Genomic DNA, 17,672 nt, shown 5'->3' on the forward strand with positions numbered 1-17,672 from the left:
TCCTTGCTCAGAAGCGGTAGTCGACGCGCAGGTCGGCGGTGCGCGGCTCGCCCGGCAGCGCCATGCCGAAGCTGTTCACGGTGGTCGGGCGCACTTCATTCTCGAGGTTGCGCACGCGTGCCTGCACGGTCCACGGCGCGCCCAGCGGTTCCCAGGCCAGGCGCAGATCGGACTCGGTGTGGCCAGGGACCCAGTACTTCAGGGCCTGGGACGGCACCGTCAGCAGGGCGCGGCTGCTGGCGCGCGTGTGGACGCCGGCCACCAGCGCGCCGCCGGGCAGCTTGACGCGGTGTTCCCAGCCCAGCGACAGGGTGCGGGTGGGCGTGCGGTCCAGCTTCACGCCGGCCCAGGAATGCTTGCCGTCCGGCGAGTAGCTGATGTAATGGGCGTCCGTGAGCGTCAGCGCATAGTCGACGCGGTCGGCCGCGGTCGGGCGCAGCTGGCCTTCGGCTTCGAGGCCGTTGACCACGGCCTGGCCGGCATTGCTGGTCACATAGACCGGCGAGCCGTTGTGGAAGGCCACCGCCGACAGTTGCAGGTTGCGGTAGTCGTAATGGAAGGCCGCCACGTTCAGGCTGGCGCGATTGCCCCAGAAGCGGGTCTTGGCACCGGCCTCGTAAGAGCGCACCGTCTCCGGTGCGTAGGTCAGGTCCGCTGCCGGGACCTGGCTCAGCGCATTGCAGCGCACGCCGAGCTGTTCGTCGCCGGCCACGCAGCCGTCGTTGAAGCCGCCGGCCTTGAAGCCGGTGGCAACGGTCCCGTACAGCATGCTGCCCGGCGCAAGGTCGAGCTCCGTACCCAGGCGCCAGGTGGTCTTGTGGATCGACAGCTCGCCGTGGTCGAGGGCGCGCAGGTCGGTGGCCGGATTGAAGACGCGCGCCTGCTGGTAGCCGATGGTGCCGACCCGCGATTTGCCGTCCATGTTGTAGCGGGCGCCGGCGGTCAGGCGCAGGCTGTCCGTCACCGAGTAGGTGGCCTGGCCGAACACGGCGCGGCTGCGCGACACCGACGGGATGATGTCCCAGACGTAGTAGGGCGTCAGGCCGATCGGCTCCATGTCGCGGTAGACGTAGTGGTTGCTGGCGTCTTCGCGGAACCAGTACAGGCCGCCCTGGGCATTCAGGCGGCCGCCCGGCTTGGTGGCGAAGCGCAGCTCGTGCGAGTCCTGGTTGTAGTCGCCCTTGAAGTCATGGCGCAGGCCGATCGCGAAGCTGGGCACCACCCGGTAGTAATAGTTGTACAGGTAGTTGTTCGAAAAATCGCGGTGCGAGCCCAGCCAGGTGGCGGTGAACCCGCCCAGGTCCCAGTTCAGCTCCGCCGACAGCGCCGAGGTGGTCTTGTGCGTGTAGCCCTGTTCGGGGCGCATGTTCGGCGCGATGAAGGAATTCGTCAGGCGCTGGGAGGCGGGAGCGTCGAACCAGACCGGATTACCCTGCGCGGCGCCACGGTAGAAATTCGTGTCGGGCAGGCTGTCGTCGTTGCTGGCGTCGTTCCGCGTGTGCTCGTAGCGCAGCAGCAGCGAGCCGTCCCGGCCCAGGGCCAGTTTCGCCGACAGGCGCGCGGCCCAGTCGTCGCGGTCCAGGCCCAGGTGGTAGGGCGTGCCCTGGGCATTGCGCAGGAAGGAATCGCGCCGGTTGGCGGCGACCGCGGCGCGCAGCGCGAGGATCTCGCTCACCGGCACGTTGACGGTGGCGCCCAGCTTGCGGCTGTCGTAGCTGCCGATTTCCGCATGCGCCTCGCCCTCGAACCAGGGCACCGGCGTCTTGCTGATCACGTGGACCACGCCGGCCGTGGTATTGCGGCCGTACAGCGTGCCTTGCGGGCCGCGCAGCACTTCGATGCGGTCGACGTCGAAGAAGGACACGGTCTGGCTCTGCGGACGCGCGATGTAGACGCCGTCGAGCATGAAGGCGGCCGAGGGATCGCCTTTTTCGGTATTGTCGGCACTCGAGACGCCGCGGATCGTGATGCGCAGGCCGTCGTTGCCGTATTGGAAATAAGTGTTCGGCAGGCGGTCGCCGATCGCCATCGGATCGTCGAGGCCGAGCTTGCCGAGCTGCTCGCCGGTCAGCACGCTCATCGCCACCGGGGTCCGGGATTCGGGGGCGGCGCTGCGTTGCGCGGTGACGATCACTTCCTGGATGCCGTCGCCGGCGGCGCCTGGCGTTACGGTCTGGGCGCCGGCGGCATGCCAGGCGATGCCGGCCAGAGCGGCGGCCAGCAGGCTGGGGTTCGGGCGAAGCCGGTACGTCTTCATGGACTTTCCTGATGCTAAAAGGATAGCCTGAGAGTCTAGCAGTTAGTGCTTATGCGCAATAGTCTCAGGTTACCTGAACGCAACGGTTTGTGACTTCCGCGCACAAATGGGTGTCGTAAACGGGAAGCCGTCCGGAATCCTGAGCTGGCACGGACCAACTCAACGCCCCCGCAACAAATCCGCCCGCGGATAAGCCCAACCCGGCACCGGCGCCGGGCAGGGCGCCTGCACCAAACCCGCATACGCCATGGTCGAGAAATTCCGGCTACCCGGCTCACCCCAGCGCACATCGGTCGCCACCCCATCGGCCAGCGAAGGCGCGCGCGCAAACCGCATCCAGGCATTCACATGGCAGTTGGTGGACGCAAGGCGGCGCAGCGCCGCCACCGGCTGGCGGTCCTCGGCCTGCCAGGCAATCCGCGGCGGCGCATCCTCCAGCGCGGGACCGGCGATGCGTGCGGGGCAGTGCGACACCGGCGTCAAGCCAGGCGCGATGCTCAGCATGCCGCGCCGCAGGTGGACGGTGCCGGCGTCGTCGCTACCGGTGCGGGCCACGGTGACGAAGGACCAGCACAGCGGATTGGCCGGATAGGCCGACAGCGCCGTGTCCAGCAGGCGCTCGCCGGCATCGATCCGTTCCAGTTCGGCGACGACGATGGCGCGCGCCTGCTGCAAGGCCAGCGCTTGCACGCCGACGAAGAGCAGGGCGGCGGCCAGTCCGGCGCCGAGCGCCATGCGTCCGCGTTCGGCGCGGGTCTCGCCGCGGTGTTCATCGTTCCTGTGCTGGACCCAGGCCAGCAGCAGGCCCAGCGCCGCCAGGCCCGCCAGCGAACCCCATTGCATGAAGCCCAGCAGGGCCGCCCCCAGCGGCACCAGGGCGATCACGGCCAGCCATAGCCGGCGCAGCGGACGGCTGCGGATCATCTCCGCCAGCGGCACGCCGAAGGCAATCCAGAACACCGGTTCGACGATGAAGACCAGGTCGCCGTAATACCAGTTCGGGTCGAAGGGCCAGAACGGATGCACGCCGTAGACGTTCAGGCTGTCCATGCCGATGTGCAGCAGCAGGCCGGCGCCGGAGGCCAGCAGGGCGCCGAGCCGCGCCGTCGGGCTTTCGCGCAGCAGGCGCCGGGCGGATGGCCACAGCAGCCATACCAGGGCCAGCAGCAGGGCAGCCTCGGCGAGGGCGGCCACGAGCGTGTGCGTGTGGCCGCGGTGGTGCAGCAGATACCCGAGCGGCGGTTCGAGCAGGCCGGTCAGCACCAGGTCGAGGTCGGGGAAATTGCTGGCAAGGCAGCCGATGGTGAGCAGCATGCGCGAGCGCACGCGGCGGCGTTCCACATGCGCTTCGGTGGGCAGGCTGCGATCGATCAGGGCGCCGATGCCGAGACCGACGACGGAGTGGGTAAGATTGTCCATTCTGCAATCTTACCCGGAATACATGGGGAATGGCTCAGCTGGGGGGCAGCACCAGTGCGCCCACATATCCAGCGGGCAGGGCAAGCGAAAGGCAGCGGCTGGCGCCCAAGGGCGCATCGCCTTCCTCGCTCCATTCGACCAGCTCGCGGCCCAGGTATTTCAGGCGCGCCTCGCGTTCGGTCCAGGCGCGCGCGAAGGCCAGCATGCGTTCGTGAGGCGGCAGCGGCGCCAGCGCCGCCGCCACATCGGGGCCGAGGAAGTCGCGCGCCACCGCTTCCCAGTCGGGGAAGGCGGCGGCATCGGCGACCTGCGTGACGTCGATGCCGACCTCGCCCTGCAGCGAGATCGCGGCCACCGACAGCGCGCCGTCGTGGCTGATCGCCAGCCAGGCGCGGCGCAGGCCCGAGGGCGCATCCAGCACCGCATAGGGCGACGTCCCCGGTTCGGCATGCAGGACGATGCGCTCGGGCGGCAGTCCGCTCAGCTGGGCGAGCGCGGCGACGATGGCTTCGCGGATCGCATGGCGGGCGTGGTCGCGGTCGGCATCGCCCTGGATGCCGATGACGCTGACCTCAAAATCTGCAACTAACCGACGAAGGCCGGCAGCGTCGGCGAGAAACCCCCGGCCGCCAGCAGCGGCGGCCGGGGGGAGCAGCATCCATTGAACCGGAACGGCAGCGGCATCCTCCATCAATCTCTCCCCAGGTTCTCCTCAGGTCCGAAGCGGCGCGGCGGGCAGGCCGGACCAGGCGGTCGCATCCGGAATGTGCTCGCCCTTCATCACCAGGGTCAGCGGACCGAGGCGGGCATTGTTGCCGACCCGGGCGCTGTACAGCACCGCGCTGCGCGGGCCCACGTACACCTTGCTGCCGATCTCGACCCGGTCGATCTTCATCACGCGGTCTTCGAACAGGTGGGTCTGCGGGCAGGACAGGGCGTTCAGTTCGCTGTGGTCGCCGATCGTCACGCAATCGAATTCCGTGATGTCGGTGGTGTCCATGTAGACGCCCTTGCCGATGCGGCAGCCGAGCATGTTGAAGGCCAGCGGCAGCCAGGGCGTGCCGCGCAGGTAGCGCATGAAGTTGGGCACGGCGATGCCCTCGTACATATTGGTCACGCCCTCGGACAGCCAGACGAAGGGCGTCCACATCGGGTCCGCGCGCTTCTTGTAGCGGCCCAGCAGCAGCCATTTGAAGGCCAGCACGAATACGTAGTTGCCGATGCCGTAGGCGAGGCCGATCAGGGCCAGGTACCAGATCACTTCGCCCCAGCGGCCGGCGCCGGCCAGCGGCATCAGGTCCAGCACCACGGTATAGCCTACCGCGATCACCACCGCGTGCGGCGCGACGATGCGGAAGGCTTCCACCAGGGTGCGGCCCAGGCGCCGCGCCCACGAGGGGCGGTAGGTCAGGTGTTCCGGATAGCCGCTGACCTGTTCGCGCGCCGGCAGGTGGATCGGCGGCGAGCCGAGCCAGGTGTCGCCGCTGGTCATGCGTTCGTTGACCGGGGCGTGGGTGTGCACGCCCACCAGCACGCCTTCCGGCAGCACGGTGCCGTCCGGGATATAGCTGCCGTTGCCGACGAAGCTGCGGTTCGAGACGACGGTCGGTTCCATCGTCATCCAGCCGCCGTCGATCTGCTCGTCGCCCAGCATCACGGCGTCGGCGATGAAGGTCTCGTCGCCGAGGGTCAGCATGTCGGGCACCACGCCCAATGCGGTCGAGATCTCGGCATCGCGGCCCACCTTGGCGCCCAGCAGGCGGTACCAGAAGGGCGCGAACACGGTGGCATAGATGCCGTGCAGGACGTTCAGGCTCGATTCCTGGATGTGGCTGACCAGCCACTTCTTGCAATAGGTGTTCGAGTGGACGGCCGAGCGGCCCGGCTGCATGCGCGGCAGGAAGCCCCAGCGGATCGCCGCCGACACCAGCATGGTCAGGAAGATCAGCACCGCGCTGGCCGGCAGCGCCAGCACGAAGTAGCGGATCAGTTGTCCGTGGATGGTGTTGGCCTGCATCCAGGCCAGGGTGCCGCGTTCGTCGAACCAGTCGATCAGCACGAAGCTCGGGAAGACCGGCATGAAGAACAGGGTCGCCACCAGCAGGATGCCGAATACGAAGAACAGGGCTTCGCCGGCCAGCCGCAGGCGGGAAGCGCGCGGCCGCGGCGGCAGGATGGAGGGATCGAAGGCGCCGGCGTCGCGCGCCGGCGAGCCGGCCCACACGCGGCCGTCCGGCACCATGGCGCCGTCGCTGAGGGCCGACTGGCCTTCCACGTGGCCGCGCCGGCCGACCCGCGTATTCCCTTCGAGGATGGCGTAGGACGAGACGCAGGCGTCGTCGTCGAGGGTGATGTGGCCGAGCAGCAGGCGCCCGCGTTCGACGCGCGCGTTCTCGAAGTTCACGCCGTTGCCGATGCTGACGTTGTCGCCGAGGGTGAACAGGTCCGGCGAGCGCAATGTCATCGAGCCGATCACGACGTCCTTGCCGACCTTGGCGCCCAGCACCCGCAGCCACCAGGCGTACAGCGAGGAGCCGGCCAGCAGATAGGTGGGCGCGGCTTCGACCAGGCGGTCGGACAGCCACCAGCGGTAATAGGTCACGCCCCACAGCGGATAGCTGCCGGGCTTGAGGCGGCCGGCCACCAGCCATTTGCCGGCGGCGGCGAACACGAATTCCATCAGGGTCGCCAGCAGGAACACGCCGATCGAGGCCGCGACCGCGCGCGGGGTCGAGTCGCCCGGGTCGCCGGTCATGAAGTGGTAGGTGAAGAAGGGCGCCAGCCACTGCGCCATGCGCAGGGTCACCAGCACCGGCACCGCGGCCAGCTGGGCCAAGCCGCAGGCCCAGCGCCGCGCTTCCGGCGGCGGGGTCCAATCCTCTTCGGCCTGGGCGGTGCCGGCGGCCTGGTCGAGGCTGGAGGCGATCGCGCCGACCTGGCGATGCTGGTAGATGTCGCGCACCGTCATGTGGGCGAAGCGCGGATCGTTGCGCAGGGCCGTGGCCAGCCGCGCGGCGAAGAAGGAGTGGCCACCGAGATCGCTGAAGAAATCGAGCTCGCGGCGGATCGGCTGGCCCGGGAACAGCTGGGCGAGCGCGGCGAACAGGGCTTCCTCGGCCGGGGTTTCGGCGACGTCCGATTCGGCGGCGTCGCTGGGCAGCGGCGCGCTCAATGCCATCGCCTTCAGCGCCTTGCGGTCGATCTTGCCCGAGGTCAGGCGCGGCATCACGTTCAGGACTTCGAAGCGGCTCGGCACCATGTACGGCGGCAGGCGGCCGGCCAGCGCCTTGCGCAAGGTGGCGGCGGCCAGCTGCTCGCCGGTGGCGCCAAGCGCCGGCACCAGGTAGGCCACCAGGCGGTCGATGCCGTCGTCGCGGCGCAAGAGCACCGCGGTGGTGCCGATACCGTCCTGCTGTGCCAGCACGGCTTCGATTTCGCCCAGCTCGACGCGGAAACCGCGGATCTTGACCTGGTCGTCGGTGCGGCCCAGGCAGACCACTTCGCCGTCCGGCTCGATGCGCGCCAGGTCGCCGGTGCGGTACAGGCGGGTGTCGTCGGCGCTGGCGCTCCAGGGATTGGCCTGGAATTTTTCGGCGGTCAGGTCGGGGCGGCCCAGGTAGCCGGCGGACAGGCCCGGGCCAATGATGCACAGCTCGCCGGTGTCGCCGCGCGGCAGGATCTGCAGGCCCTTCTCGGACTCGGTGGAGATCACCAGCAGCCCGTAATTGGGCAGCGGCTTGCCGATCGTGATCAGGCGCCCCGGATGGAGGGAGGCCAGGCTGGCCGAGACCGTGGCTTCGGTCGGACCGTAGGTGTTGAACATCTGGCGGCCGGGCTTCGAAAAGCGTTCGACCACGGTCTCCGGGCACATCTCGCCGCCCAGGTTGATGATGCGCAGGCCGGGCACGTCGTCGGCAAACAGGGCCAGCAGGGTCGGCACCGCGTGCAGCACCGTGACGCCGTTTTCCTGCAGCAGGCGCGGCAGGGCTTCGGGATCGCCGGCCGTCTCCTTGGGTCCCAGCCACAGGGTGGCGCCGACCAGGTAGGAGATCCAGATCTCCTCGAAGGACATGTCGAAGGCGACCGAGAAGCCCTGGTAGACCGTGTCGTCGGCCCGCACGCCCAGCACTTCGTTTTCGCTGCGCAGGAAGTGGCAGATGCTGCGCTGGTCGATCAGGATGCCCTTCGGCTTGCCGGTCGACCCCGAGGTGTAGATGACGTAGGCGGGAGCGCTGCCGCTCACCTTGCCGCGGCGTTTGAGCTCGTAGCCGGCGGGGGCGGGCGCCAGCAGGCTTTCCGCGGTGTGGATGGGGCGGTCGACCGTGGCCAGGCGCTCGCCCATGCGTTCGCTGCTCACCAGGGCCGGCGAACCGGCGTCCTCCATGCACACCAGCAGGCGTTCGACCGGCGTGTCCTCGTCGACCGGCAGCCAGGCGGCGCCGGCCTTGGCGATCGCGGCCTGCATCAGCAGCAGGTCGATCCCGCGCGGCATCCACAGGCCGACGATGTCGCCGGGCTTGATGCCGGCCTCGATCAGGCGCGAGGCGGCCAGGTCGGCCAGTTCGTCGAGTTCGCGGTAGCTGAGCCGGTGGTCGCCGGCGATCAGGGCGGTCTGCCCCGGCGCGCGGCGGGCACTGGCTTCCAGCAGGTCGGCGAGGATTTCGTCACGCAGCAGCTCGGGCTGGTGCGGACCGTACAGCACATCGGGATGCCGTGTCAGGGAGGAAATATCGTTCATCGACGGCGGAGGATGGGATCTATCGAAAAAAGCATGAGCGAGCACATGAGGGCAGGGTACCGTATTTTCGCCTGTCCCATGGTTAGCTGTCGAACTTTGGGGATTACAAAATGTTTCTCCAATGTTTTTGATGTAGATCAAGGAATTGACTTGTTTGACGTCTGTACACTTCGCGTGTTAGAAGTATTGCCGTACAGAAACAAGGGAGTTTGTCGTGCGCACCAACCTGCCGGTCACCGGCATCGAATACATCCTCAAGGATGGCCAGTCCATCGTCTCCAAAACCGACACCAAGGGACGCATCACCTACGTCAACCCCAGCTTCATCGAGGTCAGCGGCTTCGAACCCGAAGAACTGATCGGCAAGGCCCATAACGTCGTCCGCCATCCCGACATGCCGCCCGAGGCTTTTGCCGACCTGTGGCAGACGCTGAAGGCCGGCCTGCCCTGGACCGGCATGGTCAAGAACCGCCGCAAGAACGGCGATTACTACTGGGTGGTCGCGAACGTGGTGCCGGTCAAGGAGAACGGCGTCACGGTCGGCTACATGTCGGTGCGTACCCGTCCCGAACGCGAACAGGTGAAGGCCGCCGAAGCGCTGTACCGCCGCTTCCGCAACGGGGAAGCGCAGGGCCTGGCGATCCGCCGCGGCGCCGTGGTCCGTGCCGGCCTGCCGGGCCGCCTGCGTGCCCTGCGCAACCTGCCGCTGGGCCGGCGCCTCGGTCTGATGCTGGGCAGCCAGTCGGCGCTGCTGGCGGCGCTGGCGGCGGGCGCCGACGGCACCGTCTGGCGCGCGCTGGCCGGCGCCGGCGCGCTGCTCACGCTGCTGGCCTGGGCCGAGCTGCAGCGCTCCATCGTCGGCCCGCTGCAGCAGGCCCAGGACGCGGTCTACGCGCTGGCCGGCGGCGACCTCTCGCACCTGCCGCCGGCGGGCCGCGACGACGAAGTCGGACGCCTGCTGCTGGCGCTGCGCCAGCTGAACGTCAACCTGACCGCCATCGTCGGCGACGTGCGCGCCAACGTCGCCTCGATCGAGTCCGCCACGCGCGGCATCGCCGCCGGCAACCAGGACCTGGCGCGCCGCACCGAATCCCAGGCCGCCAGCCTCGAGCAGACTGCCGCCAGCCTGGCCCAGGTGGCCGCCGCGGCCGGCAACAACACCGACAGCGCGGTGCGCGCCGACGGCCTGGTGGACACGGCGTCCAGCGTGGCCGACCGCGCCGGCGTGTCGGTCCAGCAGGTCGGCGCGACGATGGGCCAGATCAGCGGATCGGCGACCCGCATCGTCGACATCATCGGCCTGATCGACGGCATCGCCTTCCAGACCAATATCCTGGCCCTGAACGCGGCCGTCGAGGCGGCCCGCGCGGGCGAGCAGGGCCGCGGCTTCGCGGTGGTCGCCGGCGAGGTGCGCTCGCTGGCCCAGCGCTCGGCCGGCGCGGCCAAGGAGATCAAGCGCCTGATCGAGGATTCGGTCGAGCAGATCGGGCAGGGCGACGAACTGGTGGGCGCCGCCGGCCAGACCATGCGCGAAGTGGTCGCCTCGGTGCAGGAAGCGGCAAGGATTATGCACGGCATCACGGTCGCCTCGCGCGAGCAGCACGGCGGCATCGCCCAGGTCAACGCCGCCATGCGCGACCTGGACGGCATCACGCGCGAGAACGCGGCCCTGGTCGAGGAAGCGGCGGCGGCCTCGGCGAATGTGGCGGAGCAGGCAAGCCACCTGTCGCAGGCGTTGTCCGTGTTTAAGGTCGGCCGTTTTTGATGCAGGTCAAGGATTTTCCTGATCTGAATCAATAGACTCCTTGCATACAGTGCGCTACCCATCGGTGGCGCCCGCAAGGAGTTCCTCATGACGCAGCAGTTGCAAGCAGTACCCGCCAAGATCCTGGCCTTCCAGCCCACTGTCGATTTCGACGCCGGGCTGATCTCCCGCCTCAGCAAGTCCGGCCCGCGCTACACCTCTTACCCGACCGCCGACCGCTTCACGGATAGCTTCGGCTACCGCGACTACCTGCATGCCGTGGCCGACCGCCGCACGCGCGGCAATGCGCGGCCGCTGTCGCTGTACCTGCACATTCCGTTCTGCGACACGGTTTGCTACTACTGCGCCTGCAACAAGATCGTCACCAAAAACCGCGAGAAGGCGGCCACCTACCTGGCTTACCTGAAGCGCGAAGTCGCGATGCAGGGCGCGCTGTTCGCCGGGATGAATGAAGTCGAGCAGCTGCACTTCGGCGGCGGCACCCCGACCTACCTGTCGGATGCGCAGATGGGCGAGTTGATGGACCACCTGCGGCGCTGCTTCCGCTTCGCTCCGGATGCGATCGGCGAGTATTCGATCGAAGTCGATCCGCGCACCGTGTCCGTGGAGCGGGTGCACAGCCTGCGCGCGCAAGGCTTCAACCGCATCAGCCTGGGCGTGCAGGACTTCGACGCCGACGTCCAGAAGGCCGTCAACCGCATCCAGCCGGAGCAGGAGACGCGCGCCGTGATCGCCGCCGCGCGCGCCGCCGGCTTCCGTTCGGTCAGCATCGACCTGATCTACGGCCTGCCGAAGCAGACCCCGGACACCATGATCGCCACCCTCGAGAAGGTGGTGGCCGCGGATCCGGACCGCATCGCCGTGTATCACTACGCCCACCTGCCGCACCTGTTCAAGCCGCAGCGGCGGATCCTGGAACAGGACATGCCGGACAGCGACGCCAAGCTGCGCATGCTCCAGCTGTGCATCGAGCGCCTCACCGCCGCCGGCTACGTCTACATCGGCATGGACCATTTCGCCAAGCCGGAAGACGACCTCGCCATCGCCCAGCGCCAGGGCCGCCTGCACCGCAACTTCCAGGGCTACTCGACCCATGCGGACACGGACCTGGTGTCCTGCGGCGTCTCCGCCATCGGCGCGGTGGGCGCGACCTACAGCCAGAACGTCAAGACCCTGGACGCCTATTACGATGCGCTGGACCGCAACGAGCTGCCGGTGGCGCGCGGTACCCGCCTGGGCATGGACGACGTCCTGCGCCGCACCGTGATCCAGAAACTGATGTGCCAGTTCGAGCTGTCGATCTCCACCATCGAGCAGGCCTTCCCCGTCGTGTTCCGCCAGTACTTCGCGGCCGAACTGGCGCAGCTGGCGGCGATGGAAGCGGATGGGCTGGTGGTCGTGAACGGCGACTGGATCAGCGTCGCTAGCCGCGGCCGCCTCCTGATCCGCAACGTGTGCATGGTGTTCGACCGCTACCTGGCCGCCCGCGGCGCCGGGGCACGCTATTCGAAGACGGTGTGAGATGGGTATCGGCGGTATCGGCGGGATCGGGCTGTTGCCGGTGTTCGTGGTCGGGCTGCTCGGCAGCGTGCATTGCGCCGGCATGTGCGGCGGGATCGTCGGCGCGCTGTCGGTGGCGCCGGTGACGGTACACAGGTCGCGCCCGGCCCCTCCGCCGCTGGCGAATGGCCTGGCGTATAACGCCGGCCGCATCGGCAGCTACATGCTGGCGGGTGCGCTGGCCGGCGGGATCGGCCAGGGCGCCGGCGCGCTGGCGCGGCTGCCGGCCCTGCAGACGGGCGCCTACTGGATGGCCAACCTGATGCTGGCCATGCTGGGCCTGTACCTGATGGATGCCTGGCGCGGCCTGGCGCGGCTGGAGCAGGGCGGCCAGATCGTCTGGCGCCGCGTGCAGCCGCTGCTGCGCCGTGTGAGTCCAGGGCCGGGAGCAGGCTTCGGCCCGGGCCGCATGCTGGCCGCCGGACTCCTGTGGGGCTGGCTGCCCTGCGGGATGGTCTACAGCGTGCTGGTGACGGCCATGCTGTCCGGCTCCGCCACCGGCGGCGCGCTGGTGATGCTGGCCTTCGGCCTCGGCACGCTGCCGATGCTGCTCGGCCTCGGCCTGCTGGGCGCACGCCTGCGCGCTTCCCTGCGCCGGCGCGCGGTGCGCCTGGCCTGCGGCGCGCTGGTGCTGGGTTTCGGCCTGCTCGGCCTGGCGCGCGCGGCGGGGGGCCTGCCGCACAGCTGGCTGGAAAGCGTCTGCCTGGCGCCGGGAGGCGGCGCATGAATGCGATTGCCGACTTTGCCGCCTGCTATCACTGCGGCCAGCCGGCCGTCGAGGGCGGGCGCTGGCAGGCCAGCATCGGCGGCCAGGCGCGCACCATGTGCTGCCCCGGCTGCGCGGCCGCCGCCCAGGCGATCGCGGACGCCGGCCTGCACGGCTACTACGACAGCCGCACCGCCTTCGCCGCGCCGCCCAACGAAGACGAGAGCAGCGATGCCGCCCTACGGCTCTACGACGAGATGGGCCTGGACGGCGACGCCGTGTTCACCGTCGAGGGCCTGCGCTGCGCTGCCTGCGTCTGGCTGATCGAACGCCGCGTGGCCGCGCTGCCCGGCGTGCGGTCCTGCGTGCTGAACGTCGCTACCGAGCGCCTGCAGGTGCGCTGGGATGCATCGATCTGCCGTCCCAGCGCCATCATCGCGGCCTTGCGCGCCATCGGCTATGCGGCCTATCCCTATGACGCCACCCGCCACGGCGCCCAGCTCGAACGCGCCCGCAAGGCGCTGATGCGGCGCCTGTTCGTGGCCGGATTGTCGATGATGCAGGTGATGATGTACGCCGTCCCGGTCTACATGGCCACCGACGGCACCATGGACGCCGACATGACGGCCCTGATGGGCTGGGCTTCCTTCCTGCTCACGCTGCCCGCGGTGAGCTACTGCGCCTGGCCCTTCCTGCGCGGCGCCTGGAGCGACCTGCGGCGCGGCCTGCCCGGCATGGACGTCCCGGTGGCGCTGGGCATCCTGGCCGCCTTCGCGGGCAGCGCGGTGTCGCTGGTACGCGGCAGCGGCGCGGTCTATTTCGACTCGATCACCATGTTCGTGTTCCTGCTGCTGGGCAGCCGCTGGCTGGAACTCGACGCCCGCCGCAAGGCCGCGCGCGCGCTGGAAAGCCTGCAGCATGCCGCACCCGCCACCGCGCTGCGCCTGCCGCACTGGCCGGCGTCGATCGAACCCGAAACCGTTGCCGCCGGCAAGCTGGCGCCGGGTGACGTGATCCTGGTCCCGCCCGGGCAGACGGTGGCGGCGGACGGCATCATCCTCGACGGCCGCACGGAAGTCGACCTGTCGCTGCTGACCGGCGAGAGCCGCACGCGGCCGATGGCGCCCGGCGACCAGCTGCCCGGCGGGGCCGTCAACGTGGCCCAGGCGGTGACGGTGCGGGTGAGCAGCAGCGCCGCCGCCAGCACCCTGGCGACCCTGGTGCGGCTGAGCGAACGCGCCGGCCAGGACAAGCCGGAACTCGCCCGGTGGGCCGACCGCGTCGGCGCCTGGTTCGTGGTGGTGCTGCTGGTGCTGACGGCGGCCGTGTTCGCGTTCTGGCATGCGCTGGACCCGGCGCGCGCCTGGCCGGCGGCGATCGCGGTGCTGGTGGTGTCCTGCCCCTGCGCGCTGTCGCTGGCGACGCCGACCGCATTGGCGGCGGCGCTGGAACGCCTGCTGCGCCACGGCGTGCTGGCCGTGAAGCCGCACGTGCTCGAAACCCTGGAGCGCGCCACCCACGTGGTGTTCGACAAGACCGGCACCGTGACCCGCGGCCGTCCCGTGCTGCGCGATACCGTAACCCTCGGCATGGCCGAAAGCGCCGACTGCCTGCGCATCGCGGCGGCGCTCGAAGCGGGCAACGCGCATCCGCTGGCGCAAGCCCTGCGCGAGGCCCAGGCGGCATCCGATGCGGTGGCGCTGGAGGCGGACAGTATCGAGAACGTGGTCGGGCAGGGCATCGAGGGCGAAGTGGCCGGCCTGCGCTACCGCCTGGGCAGCGCCGATTTCGTGGCCGCCCTGGCCGGCGGCGTGGCGCCGCTGGGCGCACCGGCCGGCGCCAGCGCGGTCTGGCTGGGCAGCAGCGACCGCTGGCTGGCCCGCTTCGACCTGGTCGACGCCTTGCGGCCCGAAGTACCGGCCCTGGTGCGCCAGCTGCGGGCACGCGGCAAGACCGTGCTGCTGCTGTCCGGCGACGACGAGGAAGCGGTGCAGGCGGTGGCCAGCCAGCTCGGTATCCGCGATGCGCGCGGCCGCCAGCTGCCGCAGGATAAATTGGAGGTGGTACGCGCCCTGCAGGCCGAGGGGGCGGTGGTGGCGATGGTGGGCGACGGCATCAACGACGCCGCCGTGCTGGGCGGCGCCGACGTCTCGTTCGCGATGGGGCAGGGCGCCCAGCTGGCCCAGCTGCATGCCGACTGCGTGCTGCTGGACACCGGCGACGCCGGCCTCGAGCCGCTCGGCGAAGCGGTGCGCACGGCCGGCGCCTGCGTGCGCATCATCCGCCAGAACCTGGGCTGGGCGATGCTCTACAACCTGGTGGCGATACCGGCCGCGGCCAGCGGCCTGCTGAACCCCTGGCTGTCCGGCCTCGGCATGGCCGGCAGCTCGGCGCTGGTGGTGCTGAATGCCTTGCGGCTGAGGAGGGTGGGCTGATGGAAGCCTTGTATCTCTTGATTCCGCTGAGCCTGATCCTGGTGGCGTTTGCGCTGTGGGTCTTCTTCGGGGCGGCCGAGAGCGGGCAGTTCGAGGATCTGGATGGGCCGGCCTTGCGGATTTTGAATGATGATGACTAGCGATGGGGCCGCTCCGTTACATGCTCGGCCCGCGCCCGGTCCGCTGTTCCTTCTCGATCCGCTCCTGGCACTCGACACAAGTCTGCACCGTAGGCGTCGCCAGCAGCCGCTCCTCGGGAATGTCGCGTCCGCAGGACAGGCAGATGCCGTAGCCGCCCGACGCCAGTCGCCCGAGCGCGGCGTCGATGTCGTGCAGCAGCTTGGTTTCGTGCTCGGCCAGGTGCTCTTCGTTGTGGCTCAGCATTTCGCCGGCCGGGGCGTCGTCGTTCGAGCCCATGTGGGCCATCGGCGAGATCGCCGGGCGGTCGTCGGTGTCGCCGTCGGTGCGGGTGCGGACGGTGGCCAGCATGTCTTCGCGGCTCTGGCGCAGACGCTTGCCGATTTCTTCGTGCAGTGTCGGTGAGATGGGTGGCATGGGAAGTCCTCAAGTGTGGGTTTTTGTCTCCTACCACGGCCCGTTCCGGACATTTTGATTCACATCAAGGATTTTCCACGTTCAGAAACTTACGCTTCTGATGTCGTCCTTTATTTATTCTAGGGAGTGCATCTTGAGCACCAGTCTAAACTACAACTATAAGATCGTGCGCCAGTTTGCCATCGCCACCGTGGCCTGGGGCGTGATCGGCATGCTCGCCGGCGTCTGGATCGCGGCCCAGCTGGCCTGGCCGGCGCTGAACTTCGACATCCCATGGCTGACCTACGGCCGCCTGCGTCCGCTGCACACGAATGCCGTCATCTTCGCCTTCGGCATCTGCGGCCTGTTCGCCACCTCCTACTACGTGGTGCAGCGAACCTGCCAGGTGCGGTTGTTCTCGGACAAGCTGGCCGCCTTCACCTTCTGGGGCTGGCAGGCGGTGCTGGTCTCGGCCGCGATCACGCTGCCGATGGGTTTTACGCGCGGCAAGGAGTACGCCGAGCTGGAATGGCCGATCGCGATCCTGATCGCCATCGTCTGGGTGGCCTATGCGGTGGTCTTCTTCGGCACCATCGTCAAGCGCCGCGTGCAGCACATCTACGTCGCCAACTGGTTCTTCGGCGGCTACATCATCGCCGTGGCGGTGCTGCACATCGTGAACGGCATGTCGATGCCGGCCTCGCTGTGGAAGTCCTACTCGATGTACGCCGGGGTGCAGGATGCGATGATCCAGTGGTGGTACGGCCATAACGCGGTCGGCTTCATCCTCACCGCGGGCTACCTCGGCATGGTGTACTACTTCATCCCCAAGCAGGCCGAGCGCCCGGTGTATTCCTACCGCCTGTCGATCGTGCACTTCTGGGCCCTGATCTTCACCTATATGTGGGCCGGCCCCCACCACCTGCACTACACCGCGCTGCCCGACTGGACCCAGTCGCTCGGCATGGTGTTCTCGCTGATCCTGCTGGCGCCGTCCTGGGGCGGCATGATCAACGGGATGATGACCCTGTCGGGCGCCTGGCACAAGCTGCGCTCGGATCCGATCCTGAAGTTCATGATCGTCTCGCTGTCCTTCTACGGCATGGCCACCTTCGAGGGCCCGATGATGTCGATCAAGACCATCAACTCGCTGTCCCACTACACCGACTGGGGCATCGCCCACGTCCACGGCGGCGCGCTGGGCTGGGTCGGCTTCATCACCATGGGGTCGCTGTATTACCTGATCCCGCGCCTGGCCGGCAAGAAGCAGATGGAAAGCGTGGCCCTGATCGAGGCCCACTTCTGGCTCGGCACCATCGGCATCGTGCTGTACATCGCCGCGATGTGGATCGCCGGCGTGATGCAGGGCCTGATGTGGCGCGCGGTGAACCCGGACGGCACCCTGACCTATACCTTCGTCGAAGGCGTCAAGGCGACCTATCCCTATTACGTGATCCGCTTCGGCGGCGGCCTGATGTACCTGAGCGGCATGTGCCTGATGGCTTACAACACCTGGCTGACGATGCGCGGCACCCGTTCCGTCGATGCGCGCATCCCGGACCTGCGGCCGCACCAGCCGGCACCGGCCTCGAACCACGCCCCCGAACACGCATAAACAAAGCAAGGAACCATCATGAAATTCACCCACGAGTGGATCGAGAAGAACCCCTGGCTGCTGATCGGCCTGGTGCTGGTCGTGATCTCCTTCGGCGGCCTGGTCGAGATCGTGCCGCTGTTCTTCCAGAAGTCGACCACCGAGCCGGTCGCCGGCCTGAAACCGTATTCCGCACTGCGCCTGGCCGGCCGCGACATCTACATCCGCGAAGGCTGCTACAACTGCCACTCGCAGATGATCCGTCCCTTCCGCGCCGAGACCGAGCGCTATGGCCACTATTCCGTGGCCGGCGAATTCGTCTATGACCACCCGTTCCAGTGGGGCAGCAAGCGCACCGGCCCGGACCTGGCGCGCGTGGGCGGCCGCTACTCGGACGAGTGGCACCGCACCCACCTGGACAACCCGCGCGACGTGGTCCCGGAATCGAATATGCCCGGCTATCCCTGGCTGGCCAACAACAAGCTCGATCCGCAATCCATCGTGCCGAAGATGCGCGCGATGCAGCGCCTGAACGTGCCGTACTCGGAGCAGGAGGTCAAGGATGCTCCCGCCGAACTGGAAGGCAAGAGCGAGCAGGACGCCCTGATCGCCTACCTGCAGGGCCTGGGCACGCAAATCAAAACGAGGAATTGAGCAAGGAACC

The 17,672-nt window shown here is 68.6% G+C and carries 12 protein-coding genes; 7 read left to right on the forward strand and 5 right to left on the reverse strand.

Translation table 11 applies throughout. The annotated features are described in order from the left end of the window. Positions 1-7: 7 nt before the first annotated feature. The 4 genes from AC1DOQ_RS15485 to AC1DOQ_RS15500 form a co-directional block, all read right to left on the reverse strand. The gene (locus AC1DOQ_RS15485; protein ID WP_477365757.1) at positions 8-2,257 is read right to left on the reverse strand and encodes a TonB-dependent receptor; all 2,250 of its coding nucleotides are present in this window, start codon (positions 2,255-2,257) and stop codon (positions 8-10) included. Between the two features lie 159 nt (positions 2,258-2,416). Beyond that, positions 2,417-3,676, reverse strand: coding sequence for a metal-dependent hydrolase (locus tag AC1DOQ_RS15490; RefSeq protein WP_477365759.1), 1,260 nt, complete (start codon positions 3,674-3,676; stop codon positions 2,417-2,419). A 34-nt stretch (positions 3,677-3,710) separates the two neighbouring features. Then, positions 3,711-4,334, reverse strand: a complete 624-nt coding sequence (locus tag AC1DOQ_RS15495) for a 4'-phosphopantetheinyl transferase family protein (RefSeq protein WP_477365762.1) — start codon at positions 4,332-4,334, stop codon at positions 3,711-3,713. 54 nt (positions 4,335-4,388) lie between these two features. Continuing rightward, positions 4,389-8,414 carry a Pls/PosA family non-ribosomal peptide synthetase gene (locus AC1DOQ_RS15500; protein ID WP_477365765.1) on the reverse strand — a complete coding sequence of 1,342 codons (4,026 nt, stop codon included), beginning with the start codon at positions 8,412-8,414 and terminating at the stop codon, positions 4,389-4,391. Between the two features lie 214 nt (positions 8,415-8,628). Here AC1DOQ_RS15500 and AC1DOQ_RS15505 point away from each other — a divergent pair, with 214 nt between their 5' ends. The 5 genes from AC1DOQ_RS15505 (at position 8,629) to ccoS (ending at position 15,020) form a co-directional block, all read left to right on the forward strand. Next, positions 8,629-10,179 carry a methyl-accepting chemotaxis protein gene (locus AC1DOQ_RS15505; RefSeq protein WP_477365768.1) on the forward strand — a complete coding sequence of 517 codons (1,551 nt, stop codon included), beginning with the start codon at positions 8,629-8,631 and terminating at the stop codon, positions 10,177-10,179. An 87-nt stretch (positions 10,180-10,266) separates the two neighbouring features. Further along, on the forward strand, positions 10,267-11,700 hold the full coding sequence (hemN, locus tag AC1DOQ_RS15510; RefSeq protein ID WP_477365771.1) for an oxygen-independent coproporphyrinogen III oxidase: 1,434 nt from the start codon (positions 10,267-10,269) through the stop codon (positions 11,698-11,700). Between the two features lies 1 nt (position 11,701). Further along, complete coding sequence (locus AC1DOQ_RS15515) at positions 11,702-12,466, forward strand: sulfite exporter TauE/SafE family protein (RefSeq protein ID WP_477365774.1); 765 nt, start codon at positions 11,702-11,704, stop codon at positions 12,464-12,466. After that, positions 12,463-14,880 carry a heavy metal translocating P-type ATPase gene (locus AC1DOQ_RS15520; protein ID WP_477365777.1) on the forward strand — a complete coding sequence of 806 codons (2,418 nt, stop codon included), beginning with the start codon at positions 12,463-12,465 and terminating at the stop codon, positions 14,878-14,880. The genes AC1DOQ_RS15515 and AC1DOQ_RS15520 overlap by 4 nt, the downstream gene beginning before the upstream one ends. Then, complete coding sequence (ccoS, locus tag AC1DOQ_RS15525; RefSeq protein WP_477365780.1) at positions 14,880-15,020, forward strand: cbb3-type cytochrome oxidase assembly protein CcoS; 141 nt, start codon at positions 14,880-14,882, stop codon at positions 15,018-15,020. The genes AC1DOQ_RS15520 and ccoS overlap by 1 nt, the downstream gene beginning before the upstream one ends. Positions 15,021-15,036: 16 nt before the next feature. On the opposite strand, the gene AC1DOQ_RS15530 is transcribed toward ccoS, so the two are convergent. After that, a complete protein-coding gene (locus AC1DOQ_RS15530) occupies positions 15,037-15,435 on the reverse strand; it encodes a TraR/DksA family transcriptional regulator (protein ID WP_477365783.1) in 399 nt (132 codons plus the stop codon). 133 nt (positions 15,436-15,568) lie between these two features. Here AC1DOQ_RS15530 and ccoN point away from each other — a divergent pair, with 133 nt between their 5' ends. Next, positions 15,569-17,029 carry a cytochrome-c oxidase, cbb3-type subunit I gene (ccoN, locus tag AC1DOQ_RS15535; RefSeq protein WP_477365786.1) on the forward strand — a complete coding sequence of 487 codons (1,461 nt, stop codon included), beginning with the start codon at positions 15,569-15,571 and terminating at the stop codon, positions 17,027-17,029. Positions 17,030-17,047: 18 nt separating this feature from the next. After that, a complete protein-coding gene (gene ccoO, locus AC1DOQ_RS15540) occupies positions 17,048-17,662 on the forward strand; it encodes a cytochrome-c oxidase, cbb3-type subunit II (protein WP_477365789.1) in 615 nt (204 codons plus the stop codon). The last annotated feature ends 10 nt before the right edge of the window (positions 17,663-17,672 follow it).

It is taken from the genome of Massilia sp. 01N417 (genome assembly GCF_056399645.1).

Excerpts from the sequence above, each read along its gene's own strand:
- ccoS (WP_477365780.1), top strand. The coding sequence starts at position 14,880 with ATGGAAGCCTTGTATCTCTTGATTCCGCTGAGCCTGATCCTGGTGGCG.
- AC1DOQ_RS15500 (WP_477365765.1), bottom strand. The coding sequence starts at position 8,414 with ATGAACGATATTTCCTCCCTGACACGGCATCCCGATGTGCTGTACGGT.
- ccoO (WP_477365789.1), top strand. The coding sequence starts at position 17,048 with ATGAAATTCACCCACGAGTGGATCGAGAAGAACCCCTGGCTGCTGATC.
- hemN (WP_477365771.1), top strand. The coding sequence starts at position 10,267 with ATGACGCAGCAGTTGCAAGCAGTACCCGCCAAGATCCTGGCCTTCCAG.
- AC1DOQ_RS15530 (WP_477365783.1), bottom strand. The coding sequence starts at position 15,435 with ATGCCACCCATCTCACCGACACTGCACGAAGAAATCGGCAAGCGTCTG.
- AC1DOQ_RS15490 (WP_477365759.1), bottom strand. The coding sequence starts at position 3,676 with ATGGACAATCTTACCCACTCCGTCGTCGGTCTCGGCATCGGCGCCCTG.
- AC1DOQ_RS15515 (WP_477365774.1), top strand. The coding sequence starts at position 11,702 with ATGGGTATCGGCGGTATCGGCGGGATCGGGCTGTTGCCGGTGTTCGTG.
- AC1DOQ_RS15485 (WP_477365757.1), bottom strand. The coding sequence starts at position 2,257 with ATGAAGACGTACCGGCTTCGCCCGAACCCCAGCCTGCTGGCCGCCGCT.
- AC1DOQ_RS15495 (WP_477365762.1), bottom strand. The coding sequence starts at position 4,334 with ATGCTGCTCCCCCCGGCCGCCGCTGCTGGCGGCCGGGGGTTTCTCGCC.
- AC1DOQ_RS15520 (WP_477365777.1), top strand. The coding sequence starts at position 12,463 with ATGAATGCGATTGCCGACTTTGCCGCCTGCTATCACTGCGGCCAGCCG.